Origin of the sequence: Rhodococcus sp. Q (assembly GCF_005503035.1) — a bacterium.
In the GTDB taxonomy this organism is placed as follows: Bacteria; Actinomycetota; Actinomycetes; order Mycobacteriales; family Mycobacteriaceae; genus Rhodococcus_G.
The window spans coordinates 31,982-46,201 of sequence record NZ_SCOY01000017.1; the positions used below are offsets into that span (position 1 = coordinate 31,982).

Sequence of the window (14,220 nt, forward strand, 5' to 3'; positions counted from 1 at the left end):
GTGGACGAGGCGACGAACCAGGGAATTGGGCCGGGGGAAGATGGGGGTGTTCCCTCAGGAGCGTTTCCTCTCTCGGCCGCCCAGTTCGGACTGTGGCTCTCGCAGCAGCTGAATCCCGATGTGCCGATCAACATGGCGCAGTACGTCGAGCTCCGCGGCGATCTCGACCTGGACCTGCTCGAGCGTGCGAGCATCGTCGTCGGCAAGGAACTCGGATCCGGCTACCTCCGCCTCATCGACGTCGACGGACGTCCCTTCCAGATCATCGACCGTGACATCGACCAGTCCGTCGTCCGCATCGACTTCTCCGCGGAGGCCGATCCGGTCGCGGCAGCGCACGAGTGGATGCGCGCCGAGTACACGGCGCCGCTCGACCTGCTGTCCGCGCCACTGATCCTGTGCGCGGTTCTCACCGTTGCCCCCGGCCACCACTACTGGTACGCGCGGTGCCACCATGTCGCGCTCGACGGCCTCGGTGCCATCACCCTGATGACGCGGACGGCCGAGCTGTACACGCAGGCGCTGGAAGGCGTCGACCTGCCCGAGCCCCGTAACGACGAGCTGTTCGCGCTCTACCAGGCGGAGGAGAAGTACCGCAGCTCCGGACGCTTCTCCACGGACCGCGACTACTGGCGCGAGATCGCGACGGGGTTGCCGGAGCCGGTGAGCTTCGCACCCCGCCAGGCGCCCCCGCAGGCGTTGAGCCGGGTCGCGAGCGCGCCGCTGTCGGTGGACACCGTCGCGCAGATGACCGAAGCGGGCCCGTCGTTCGCGCCGGCGACCATCGCCGCGTTCGCTGCCTACTTCGGCCGGATGACGGGCACGGAGGACGTCCTGCTGTCCCTGCCGGTGTCCGCACGCACGACCGCGGCGATGCGCCGCGCAGGCGGCATGGTCTCCAACGTGGTGCCGCTGCGTGTCACCGTTCGCGAGGACACCCCGATTCGTGAGCTGCTCGAGTCGGTTCAGGTGCAGCTGGTCGGCGCGCTGCGCCATCAGCGCTACCGCGCCGAGGACATTCGACGCGACCTCGGCGTCCAGGGCGCGGAGCGGTCGTACTTCGGTCCCGTCGTCAACATCATGATGGGCCTGGGCGATCTGCGTCTCGGTGAGATCGAGTCGCACCTGCACGTGCTCTCGTCGGGCCCGGTCGACGACCTGATGCTGAACCTGTACGAGACGGGCACCGGCTCCACGCACGTCGACTTCATCGGCAATCCCGCCAGGTACTCCGATGACGAGGTCGAGCGGCACCACGAGCGGTTCTTCGACTTCCTCGCCCGGTTCGTCGCCGCCGACCCGAACACACCGGTCTCGGACCTCGACTACGTCGGCGAGGCCGAGGTCGTGTGGCTCGCGGATCGTCGCGGCGAGGCGGCCGCGGCACCGACCGTGCTCGGTGACATCTTCAGCGACACCGCGGCACGCCACCCGGACCGGGTCGCCGTGACGTTCGAGGGCACCGACTGGACGTACCGCGAGCTCGACGAGCGGGCGAACCGGTTGGCTCGGGTGCTGGTGTCGAAGGGCGTCGGACCGGAGAGCTTCGTCGCGCTGGCCGCGCCGCGGTCGCTCGAATCGGTTCTCGCCGTGTGGGCGATCGCGAAGGCGGGCGGCGCCTACCTGCCGATCGACCCGAACTACCCGATCGAGCGCATCGTCCACATGGTCACGGACTCGCAGGTCCGGCAGGGCGTGACGCTGGCCGCACATCGCGGTGACCTGCCCGAGTCCGTCGACTGGCTGGTTCTCGACTCCGCTGAGTTCGCCGACCTGTGCGCCGCGGAATCGGCGTCCCCGGTGGTCGACGCCGACCGTGTCGCGCCGGTCCGCGCGGGCAACCCCGCGTACGTCATCTACACCTCCGGTTCGACCGGCAAGCCCAAGGGCGTCGTCGTCCCGCATCTCGGCCTGTCGACGCTGGCGGCCGACCTGCGCGTCACCTACTCCGTGACCCCGGATGCCCGGGTCGCGCAGTTCGCGTCTCCGAGCTTCGACGCCGCGTTCGGCGAGATGCTCGCCGCGTTCGCGCACGGCGCCACCCTCGTCGTCGCACCGCCGACCGTTCTGGGCGGCGACGATCTCGCGCAGCTCATCTCCCGCGAACAGGTCACCACTCTCGTCTCGACGCCGCCCGCGGCGCAGACACTCGATCCGGAGGGTCTCGACTCGATCGTCCGGGTCATCACGGGTGGAGACGTGTTGCCCGCGGAGCTGGCGGCACGCTGGAACGGCCGACTTCGCAACGCGTACGGACCGACCGAGACGACCGTCATCGTCACGATCACCGAGCCCCTGGCGCCGGAGGTGCCGGTCACGATCGGCGCGCCGATGCGGGGCGTGCACGCACTCGTCCTCGACTCCCGGCTACGGCCGGCCCCGATCGGCGTCTCGGGCGAGCTCTACATCGCCAACCCGGGCCTCGCCCGCGGCTACCACGGGCGCGCGGGGCTCAGCTCCGAACGCTTCGTCGCCAACCCCTTCGGTGCCGCAGGCGAACGCATGTACCGCACCGGTGACGTCGTTCGCTGGACGGCGGATGGTGAACTCGACTACGTCGGCCGCGCCGACTTCCAGGTCAAGGTCCGCGGCTTCCGCATCGAACTGGGCGAGATCGACGACGTCCTGAGCGGGCATCCCGCGGTGGAGTTCGCGACCACCCAGGTCCGGGTGGGCGCGGCCGGTCAGAACCGGCTCGTGGCGTACGTGCTGCCCGCGGAACCGGGTTCGACTGTCGACGTGGTCGATGTGCTCGCGTTCGCGGGCCGACAGCTCCCCGACTACATGGTTCCGGCCGCGGTCGTCGTGCTGGACGAGATTCCGCTGACGGTCAACGGCAAGCTCGACCGGGCCGCGCTGCCGGACCCGCAGCAGGGTGCCGCGTCGACGGAGCACCGCGATCCGAGCAACGCGCTCGAGCACCGCATCGCGGGCGTGTTCGCGCAGGTTCTCGGACTCGACCGGGTCAGTGTCGATGCCAGCTTCTTCGAACTCGGCGGCGACAGCATCGTCTCGATGCAGCTGGTGTCGCGTGCGAAGGCCGCGGGACTGTCGTTCACCGCGCGTGACGTCTTCGAACGTCGCACCGTGGCAGGGCTCGCCGAGGTCGCCCGGTTCGTCGACGCCGCCGACTATGTCGTCCGGCTCGCGGAACTGCCCGGCGGCGGGGTCGGCGAGCTCCCGCTGACACCGATCGTGCACACCATGCTCGAGCTGGGTGACCACTCGGGCTTCGCGCAGGCCCTCGTGCTCACGTTGCCGGAGGGCGCAGACCGCGACTGGGTGGCTGCCACGGTGCAGGCCGTCCTGGACCGCCACGACCTGCTGCGCGGGCAGCTCACCGGCGCAGGCGCGGACCTGCGGTTCGTGACCCGCGCGGCCGGAGCGGTGCAGGCAACCGACCTCATCGTCGACGTCGACGCGGCCGCCGCACCCGGCACCGACGCGTTCGCGGCGCAGATCGAGGGGGAAACCTCCCTGGCCGCGGGGCGACTCGACCCGGCCACCGGTGTCCTGGCGCAGTTCGTCCGGCTGGTCTCCGCCGACGGCACCGACGACCGCATCCTCGCAGTCGTGCACCACCTCGCCGTCGACGGTGTGTCCTGGCGTGTGCTCGTTCCCGATTTCGCGATGGCGTGGATGCAGGTGTCCGCGGGCCAGGTGCCGGTTCTGCCCGAGATCGGCACGTCGATGCGCCGTTGGGCGCACGGACTGGTCGACGCGGCGCAGTCGCCGCAGCGCGGAGCAGAACTCGACTTCTGGCGCACCGTGGTCGACGGCAGCGATCCGCTGCTGGGGTCGCGCGCCCTCGACGGTGCGGTCGACGTGGCCGCGACCGAGGGCAGGCTCGAGGTGGAACTGTCCGCCGCGACGACCGACGTACTCCTGACCGCGCTGCCGGCGCAGTTCCGGGCCGGGGTGTCCGATGCGCTGCTCGCTGCCCTCGCGGTCGCGGTGGCCGCCTGGCGTCGCGGACGCGGGCTCACGGAGGCGTCCACCCTGATCGACCTCGAGGGCCACGGCCGCGAGGAAGCGGTCGTTCCGGGTGCGGACCTCTCGCGCACGGTCGGCTGGTTCACCAGTGTGTTCCCGATGCGTCTCGACCTCGGCGACGTCGATCTCGACGACGCGCTCGCGGGCGGCCCGGCCGCCGCGGTCGCGATCAAGCGGATCAAGGAGCAGCTGCGTGCGGTGCCGGATCACGGCATCGGCTACGGGATGCTGCGCCACCTGCGCCGCGACACCGCGGAGCTGATGCGCGACTGGGCGCGTCCGCAGATCGCCTTCAACTACCTGGGCCGACTGTCGGCCGGTGACATTCCCGCCGAGCTGCAGGCCGTCGGCTGGATGCCGGACGGCGACTCGCTCGGGACCGGCGCACACCGTGACCCCGGCATGGCACTGTCCGCGGCGCTGGCGATCGACGCCATTGCCGCGGATTCCGCCGACGGCACCAGGCTGACCGCGACGTTCGCCTACGCGTCCGAGGTGCTGGGCGCGGAGGCGGTCGGTGAGCTGGCGTCGCTGTGGCACCGCGCGCTCGACGCGTTCGCGGTGCTCGCGGCGTCCGGCGCGGCGGGCGGGTACACCCCGTCCGATCTGCCGCTGGTGACCGTCACGCAGAACCAGATCGAGGCGTGGGAGCAGCGGTACCCGTCGCTGAGCGACGTGTGGTCGCTGTCCCCGCTGCAGTCCGGCCTGCTGTTCCACGCGACGCTGACCGAACAGTCCGTCGACGTGTACACCGCGCAGATCGTGCTCGACCTCGGAGGAATCGTCGACGCGGACCGGATGCGGGCCGCGGGGCAGGCGCTTGTCGACCAGCATCCGAGCCTGCGGGCCGCGTTCGTCTACGACGAGGCCGGTGAGCCGGCGCAGATCGTCGTCGACGAGGCCGTGGTGCCGTTCACCCTCGTCGACCTGACGGACCGCGAGCCCGCCGACGCCGACGCCGAAGCCACCCGGCTGATCGACGCGGACCGCGTCGCGCGTTTCGACGTCGCCGCGCCGCCGCTGGTGCGCATGCTGCTCGTGCGAAGCAGCACGGACACCTACCGGCTGGCGATCACCAATCATCACCTGCTGCTCGACGGCTGGTCCCTGCCGCTGATCCTGCAGGACCTGCTCGCGCTGTACGCACAGGCGGGGGACCGGTCCGTCCTCACCCGCGGCCGCTCCTACCGGGATTTCCTGGAGTGGCTCGGCAGGCAGGATCCGCAGGAGTCCGGCGACGCGTGGGCGCGGGCCCTGTCCGGTCTGGAGGAGCCGACGCTGATCGCGGCCGGCAGTCCCGGCGCGGCGCTCCCCGTGCCGGAGCAGATCGACGTCGCGCTCGACGCGGACGTCGAGGCCGGTGTCGTGGCGCTCGCCCGCGACCTCGGCGTCACCGCCAACACGATCGTGCAGACCGCGTGGGGTGTGCTGCTCGCTCGCCTGACCGGTCGCACCGACGTCGTGTTCGGCGCGACGGTGTCCGGTCGTCCGCCGCAGCTGCCCGGCATCGAGACGATGGTCGGCCTGTTCATCAACACCCTGCCGGTGCGGGTCCGTTTCGACGAGGACGAGGCGATCGCCGATCTGGTTCGCCGGATCCAGGGCGAGCAGGCGGACCTGCTCGACCACCACCACACCGGTCTGACGGACATCCAGCGGGCTGCCGGACTCGGTGCCCTGTTCGACACCCTGACGGTGTTCGAGTCGTACCCGGTCGACCGGGACGCGCTGTCCGCGGCGACCGACATCGCGGGCATGCGGGTGCTCGACATCGGCGTCAACGACGCCACCCACTACCCGCTGACGCTCGTCGCGCTGCAGGATCCGGCGCTTCGCTTCGCCGTGAAGTTCCTGCCCACCGCGTTCACCCGCGACGAGGCGCTGCGGCTGATGGACCGTTTCACCCGGATCCTGGCGGCCGTCGTCGCCGATCCGACCGCGCCGATCGGTGGCGTGGAGATCCTCGACGAGGCCGAACGTGCCCGCCTCGCCCCGGTTCGTGGGATTCCGGCGACGCCCGACGCGGGCGGGTTCGAGCTCTTCGCGCGAGCGTGTGCCGAGAACTCCGAGGGGACAGCTGTCTCCTTTGCCGGCCGCGAGCTGACGTACCGCGAACTCGACGAGTGGTCGAACCGGTTGGCACGCGTGCTGACCGACCGCGGAATCGGCCCGGAAACCTTTGTGGCACTGGGCATGACGCGATCGCTGCACTCGGTTGTGGCGATGTGGTCGGTGCTCAAGGCCGGCGGCGCCTTCGTGCCCGTCGACCCGAACTATCCGCTGGACCGCATCGAGCACATGCTCACCGATTCGGGTGCCCGTATCGGATTGACCGTGACGGCCGAGCGGGCACTGCTGCCCGGCGGCGACACCGACTGGCTGGTCCTCGACACCGCCGAGTTCGAAGCGCTGGTCGCGGAGCGTTCCGCGGCTCCGCTGTCCGAAGCGGAGCGCGGCGTCGGCCGAATCGACCAGTCCGCGTACATGATCTACACGTCGGGGTCGACGGGTCTGCCGAAGGGCGTCGTCGTGACCCGTACGGGCCTCGCGAACTTCGCCGTCGAGCAGCGTGAGCGCTACGACGTCACTCCCGACTCGCGGGTGCTGCACGTCGCGTCCCCGAGCTTCGACGCGTCCATCCTCGAATTCACGATGGCGTTCGGAACCGGCGCGACGCTGGTGGTGTCGCCGCCGACGGTGTTCGGTGGCGCCGAGTTGCACGACCTGATCGTCGCCGAGCAGGTCACGCACGCCTTCGTCACGCCGTCCGCACTCGCGTCCGTCGACCCTGCGGGGCTCGACAGCCTGCAGCACCTGGTCGCCGGCGGCGAGGCGGTCCCCGCCGAGATCGTCACCCGATGGGCGCCCGGTCGGAGGCTGTACAACGGGTACGGACCTACCGAGACGACCATCATGGCCGCCATCAGCGACCCGATGGCGCCGGGTGCCCCGATCACCATCGGCGGCCCGATCCGCGGGGTGTCGGCACTTGTCCTCGACGAGCGCCTGCGCGTGGTGCCGGTCGGTGCGACCGGTGAGCTCTACATCGCAGGCGTCGGCCTGGCCCGCGGCTACCACGACCGCGCCGCACTCAACGCGGAACGATTCGTCGCGAACCCGGCCGATCCGGGTACCCGCATGTACCGCACCGGCGACCTGGTCCGGTGGACCTACGGGGCGAGCGCAGCGACGGGGGATGGCACCGGGGCGAGCGCAGCGACGGGGGATGGCACCGGGGCGAGCGCAGCGACGGGGAACGATGCCGCGCTGACGATCGAGTACATCGGCCGGTCCGACTTCCAGGTCAAGGTGCGTGGCTTCCGCATCGAGCTCGGCGAGATCGACGCGGCACTGACCGCGCATCCCGCCGTGGACTTCGCCGCGACCATCGGCGTCGACAACGAGCACGGCCAGACGCAGCTCGTCGCGTACGTCCGCCCCGTCCCGGGTGCCGTCGTCGACGTGGCCGCGTTGACGGCGTTCGTCGCCGAGTCGCTGACCGCCTACATGGTTCCGTCGGCGGTCGTCGTCCTCGACGAGGTGCCGCTGACCCCGGTCGGCAAGCTGGACCGCCGCGCCCTTCCTGCGCCGGTGTTCGCTTCTGCCGCAAGTGATTACGTCGCGCCGGTGACGCCGGTCGAGGAACTGGTCGCGAAGGTCTTCGCCGAGGTGCTCGGCGTCGATCGCGCCGGCCTGACCGACGACTTCTTCGACCTCGGCGGCAACTCGCTGATCGCCACGAAGGTCACCGCGCGGGTGAACGCCGCGCTCGGCACCACGATCGGCGTCCGGGATCTGTTCGAGGCCTCGACGGTTGGTGCGCTCGCGGTGCGCGTCGAGCAGGCCGCGACGGGCTCCACGGACCGGCTGCCGCTGGTCGCGTCGACCCGTCCGGCGCGGATCCCGCTGTCGCTCGCGCAGCAGCGCATGTGGTTCCTGAACCGTCTCGATCCCGCGGCGGGCACCTACAACGTGCCGTTGGCGATCCGGCTGTCCGGGCACCTCGACGCCGCCGCAATGGCGGAGGCGCTGCGCGACGTCCTGGATCGGCACGAGGCGCTGCGCACGGTGTTCCCGGAGACGGTGGACGGTCCGGAGCAGGTGGTGCTGCCGCTGTCGGAGGTGCACCTCGACCTCGCCCCCATTGTCGTGACGGAGGCCGAACTACATTCCCGCGCAATCGAACTCGGATCCGCTGGGTTCGACGTGACCCGGGAGATCCCGGTCCGGGGTTTCCTGTTCGCGCTGGGACCCGATCAGCACGTGCTCACCCTGGTGATGCACCACATCGCGACCGATGGCTGGTCCTTGGCGCCGCTGGCGCGGGATCTGGTGCTGGCCTACACCTCGCGCACGCAGTCGGTGCCGCCGGTGTGGGCGCCACTGCCGGTGCAGTACCCGGACTTCGCGATCTGGCAGCGCGACTTGCTCGGCGACGAGCGGGACCCGGAGTCGCTGTCGGCGCGGCAGATCGACTTCTGGACCGGCGAACTGGCCGGGCTGCCCGACGTCCTGGACCTGCCGTCGGACCGTCCGCGTCCGGCGGAGCAGTCCGGTGTCGGTGCGCGCGTGCGGTTCTCGCTGGACGCACAGACGCGGCGGGCGATCGACGAGCTCGCGCACGCGCACCGCTCCACGCCGTTCATGGTGCTGCAGTCGGTGCTCGCGGTGCTGCTGTCCCGCATCTCCGGCGAGTCCGACATCGCCGTCGGTACGCCCGTCGCCGGCCGCGGCGAGAAGGCGCTCGACGACCTGGTCGGCATGTTCGTCAACACGCTGGTGCTGCGCACCACGGTCGACGGTTCGGCGTCGTTCACGGATCTGCTCGCGCAGGTCCGCGCCCGTGACCTGGCCGCTTTCGAGCGTGCGGACGTGCCCTTCGAGCGGCTCGTCGAGGTGCTCAATCCCGTTCGCTCGACCGCGCATTCGCCGCTTTTCCAGGTGCAGTTCGCGCTGGAGAACTTCACCGACCCGCGCATCGACCTGCCTGGCCTGACCGTTGCCGCGGAGGGCATCGAGACCGCGGTGTCGAAGTTCGACCTCGAGGTCACTGTCGGCGAGCAGGCCGGCGGGGGATACGACGTCACCTTCCTGTACGCGACGGACCTGTTCGACGAGCCGACCGTGCAGCGGTTCGCGCGGTGGTTCACCGCGGTACTCGGTGGTGTCGTCACCGACCCGGACATGCCGGTCGGTGACGTCGAGCTCGCGGACGATGAGCAGCGGAGCGCGCTCGCCCGGTGGAACGACACGGTCGTCGACCTGGACGGTGACGGCACCCTCGCGTCCCTCGCGGCCGAGCGGTTCGACCGGTCCCCGGATGCCGTTGCCCTGGTGTCGGAGAACGAGGAACTGACCTACCGTGCGGCCGGCGAACGTGTCCACCGGCTCGCGCGCAAACTGATCGACGAGGGTGTCGGCCCCGAGTCCCGGGTCGCCGTGTTCATGCGGCGCTCGGTCGACGCGGTGCTGGCATTCCAGGCGATTGCGGCGGCCGGCGCGGCGTACGTCCCGGTCGATCCGGACCACCCGATCGACCGCACCGAGTACGTCCTCGAGTCCGCGGACCCGATCTGTGTGCTGACGACCGCCGCCGACGGTCCGGTGCCCGCCGGCTATCGGACGGTGGCCGTCGACGAGCTCCGTCTCGACGGGTACTCGGCGGGGCCGATCACCGATGCGGAGCGACTGCAGCCGCTGCACCCGGATCACGTCGCGTACGTGGTCTACACGTCCGGCTCCACCGGCCGTCCCAAGGGTGTTGCGGTCAGCCATCGCGCGATCGTGAACCAGGTGCGGTGGCTGGCCGAGACCTACCGGTTCGATGCCGCCGACGTGGTGCTGTACAAGACGCCGCCGACCTTCGACGTCTCGCTCTGGGAGCTGTGGGTCCCGACGGTCTCGGGCGGTCGGATGATCGTCGCCACCGCCGACGGCCACCGGGATCCCGAGTACCTGGCGCACACGATCGCCGCCCACGGTGTGACGGCGACGTCGTTCGTGCCGTCCATGCTGGCGATCTTCGTCGATTCCATCCGGGCGGCGCGGGTCGACTCGTTGCGGGTCGTCTTCGCCGCGGGCGAGGCGCTGCCGGTCGACGTGGTCGAGCGGTTCCGTGCGGTCGGCACCGCCGAGCTGCACAACCTCTACGGTCCGACCGAGGCCGCGGTGCACGCGACCGCGTGGGACACGCAGCAGGCCGAGTCGGTGTCGATGGTGCCGATCGGACGGCCGGTGTGGAACACAGCGGCCCGAGTTCTCGACGCCCGCCTGCGGGAGGTCCCGGTCGGTGTCGCGGGTGAGCTGTACCTGTCGGGCATCCAGCTGGCCCGTGGTTACCACGGCCGCGCCGACCTGACCGCCGACCGGTTCGTGGCGGACTCGTCCGCAGGCGACGGGTCGCGCATGTACCGCACTGGTGATCTGGTGCGATGGAACGTCGACGGTCAGATCGAATACCTGGGCCGCACCGACTTCCAGGTGAAGCTGCGCGGTCAGCGCATCGAGCTCGGCGAGATCGAGGCCGCGCTGGTGGCGCATCCGAGCGTCACCCAGTCGGTCGTCGTCCTGCACCGTGATCCGCACACCGGTGACCAGTTGGTGGCCTATGTGGTCGCTCATGAGGGCGCCGTCGCCGACGTCACGGACGTGACCGCCTTCGTGGGCCGGACGCTGCCCACGTACATGGTGCCGAGTGCGATCGTCGTGCTCGATGCGATGCCGCTCAATGCGTCCGGCAAGCTGGACCGGCGCGCGTTGCCCGAACCCCAGATCGAGTTCGAGGGCGTCGATTACGTCGCGCCACGGACACCGGTCGAGGAGATCGTCGCCGGCGTGTTCGCCGACGTCGTCGGCGCGGCCCGGGTGGGTGCCACCGACAACTTCTTCGAGTTGGGCGGCAACTCTCTGATCGCCACGCAGGTGATCTCCCGGATCAACGCCGCGATGGGGATCAGCCTCGGTGTGCGTGCGATCTTCGATACGCCGACCGTTGCGGAGCTCGCACTGCGTGCCGAGGCCGGCGACGACGCAGCGACGCGTCCCGCGCTCGTTGCCCGCGCCGGCAACCGCGAGGTTCCGCTGTCGCTGGCCCAGCAGCGGATGTGGTTCCTGAACCGGTTCGACCAGGAATCGGCCGCCTACAACATGCCGTTTGCGATCCGGCTCACCGGTGTTCTCGACGTGCAGTCACTGCGCGCGGCGATGCGTGACGTGCTGGAGCGGCACGAGACGCTGCGCACCGTGTACCCGGACTCCGAGTCCGGCCCCCACCAGGTGGTACTGCCCGCCGAGCGGGTGGCGGCGGCCGCGGACCTCGAGGTCACCGCTGTCGCCGAGCAGGACCTCGAACGGGAAGTGGTCGCGTTGGCGACCGCTCCGTTCGACGTGACGGCCGCCCCGCCGCTGCGGGTGAGGTTGCTGCAGGTCGCCGAGGGACAGTTCGTCCTGGTCTTCGTCCTGCACCACATCGCCTTCGACGGCTGGTCGTCGGCGCCGCTGGCCCGTGACCTGATGGTCGCCTACACCGCCCGCACCACCGGCGAGGCGCCGGCGTGGGCGCCACTGCCCGTGCAGTACGGCGACTTCGCAATCTGGCAGCGGGAACTGCTCGGTGACGAGCAGGACCCGCAGTCCCTCGCCGCCCGGCAGCTCGACCACTGGCGCACCGTGCTCGCGGACCTGCCCGACCTGCTGGAGCTGCCGACCGACCGGCCGCGGCCCGCGCAGCAGTCGTACCGCGGCGGGGACGTGGCCTTCACTCTCGACGCCGACCTGCACGCCCGCCTGCTCGGTGTTGCGCGGCAGACGAATTCGACGCTGTTCATGGTCGTGCACGCGGCCCTGTCCGTGCTGCTTGCGAGGCTGTCCGGCAGCGAGGACATCGCCGTCGGCACGCCGATCGCCGGCCGTGGGGAGGCCGCGCTCGACGACATCGTCGGTATGTTCGTCGGCACCCTCGTGCTGCGCACCGAGGTCGACGAGAACGCCTCCTTCGCCGACCTGCTCGGTCGTGTCCGCGAACGGGACCTGGCGGCGTTCACCCACACCGACATTCCGTTCGAGCGGCTCGTCGAGGCGCTCAACCCGACCCGGTCCGCGGCCTACCATCCGCTGTTCCAGGTGTCGCTGTGGTTCCAGAACGTCACCCGAGCCGCCCTCGAGCTCCCGGGTCTGACCGTCGCGCCCACAGAGTTCGAGACCGGCCAGTCGCGGTTCGACCTGCAGCTGACCGTCACCGACACCACCGATGCGCAGGGTGTGCCCGGTGACATCGACGTCGTCCTCACCTACGCGAGCGACCTGTTCGACCGGTCCACGGCGGAGGGGTTCGCGGCGCGGCTGACCGCCGTGCTCACCGCGGTCGCTGCCGACCCGTCCGTGGCGGTCGGCGACATCGCCCTCGTCTCGGAGGACGAGCGCATCCTGGTGCTCGACACCTGGAACGACACCTCGTACGTGGTGCCGGAGGTCGCGGAGGGCGCCGACACGCTTGCGGCGCTGTTCGACGCGCAGGTCGCGCGCACCCCGGATGCGGTGGCTCTCGTGTTCGAGGGCGAGCAGCTGACGTACACGGAGTTCGACGCGCGGGCCAACCGCCTCGCGCGGCACCTCATCGGTCTGGGCGTCGGCCCGGAGTCGGTGGTGGGCCTGGCGATCCGCCGCAGCGTCGACCTGCTCGTCGGCATGTACGCCATCCTCAAGGCCGGTGGCGCGTACGTGCCGCTGGACCCGGACCACCCCGCCGAGCGCAACGGCTACGTCCTCGACTCCGCGGCACCGGTCTGTGTGTTGACCACCTCGCGCGACGCCGACGCTCTGCCCGTGGGCGCGCCCGCACTCCGGATCGACGAGATCGACACGGCCACCCTGGCCTCCGTCCCGGTCACCGACGCGGAGCGGATCACGCCGCTGCGTCCGGAACATCCGGCAAACCTGATCTACACGTCGGGCTCCACCGGCCGGCCCAAGGGCATTTCGGTGCCCCACGCCGGTCTGGTCAACCAGCTGCGCTGGATGCAGGGCGAGTATCGGCTGACCACCGACGACGCAGTCATGCTCAAGACCCCGATGACGTTCGACGTGTCGGTGTGGGAGTTCTTCTGGACCCTGCAGACCGGCGCGCGGCTCGTCATCGCCCGCGCCGACGGCCACCGCGATCCCGAGTACCTGTCGCAGCTGATGGTCGACGAGCGAGTCACGGTCGTGCAGTTCGTGCCGTCGATGCTTGCGATGTTCGTCTCGAATTCGTCTGCGCGCATTGCGGATTCGGTGCGTGCGGTGATCGCCATCGGTGAGGCCCTCCCGATCGAGACCGCTGAGCGGTTCCGGGCGCTCTCGTCCGCGCCGCTGGATAACCTGTACGGCCCCGCGGAGGCGTCGCTGGCCGTCACCTATTGGCGACACACCGCCGACGACCGCGGCACCGTCCCGATCGGTGTCCCCATGTGGAACACCCGTCTGTACGTGCTCGACTCGCGCCTGCAGCCCGTTCCGGTGGGTGTTGCGGGTGAGCTCTACCTGTCAGGCGTCCAGCTGGCGCGCGGCTACCAGGGGCGCGTCGACCTCACCTCCGACCGCTTCGTCGCCGACCCGTTCGGCGGTGCCGGTGAGCGCATGTACCGCACGGGCGATCTGGTGCGTCATCGAGCCGATGGCGTCCTGGAGTACATCGGCCGCACCGACTTCCAGGTCAAGGTGCGCGGCAACCGGATCGAGCTCGGCGAGATCGAGGCGGCGCTGCTGTCCGCGCCCGGCGTCAGCCAGTCCGTCGTCGTGGTCCGCACCGACGCGCACACCGGAGACCAGCTCGTCGGCTATGTCGTCCCCAGTGGCGACGCCGCGCCAGCCGGCGACGAGGTGGCCGCGCACGCCGCGCAGTCGCTGCCGTCGTACATGGTGCCCGCCGTGGTGATGGTCCTCGGCGAGTTCCCGCTCAACGGCAGCGGCAAGCTGGACCGGAAGGCGTTGCCGGAGCCGGTGTTCGACCTGACGGCGGCCGAGTACGTCGCTCCCCGCGACCCGGTCGAGGAGGTCGTGGCCGGGGTGTTTGCCGACGTGCTCGGCGTGCCGCGGATCAGCGCCCTGGAGAGCTTCTTCGACGCCGGCGGCAACTCGCTCGTCGCGACCCGCGTCGTCTCGCAGGTGAGTGCCGCCCTCGGTGTCCGGGTCGGGGTCCGGGATCTGTTCGAGGCGCCGTCCGTCGCGCAGCTCGCGGCCCGGGTGGCC

General features: G+C 70.7%; 1 protein-coding gene (running past one end of the window). It reads left to right on the top strand.

Going from position 1 to position 14,220, the window contains the following annotated elements; genetic code table 11:
* A protein-coding gene (locus tag FFS72_RS16595; RefSeq protein WP_137874979.1) for a non-ribosomal peptide synthase/polyketide synthase crosses the window boundary here: on the top strand, positions 1-14,220 show its beginning. The gene runs 29,250 nt beyond the window's last position; the window shows 14,220 of its 43,470 coding nt (coding positions 1-14,220); its start codon is at positions 1-3; the stop codon falls past the right edge of the window.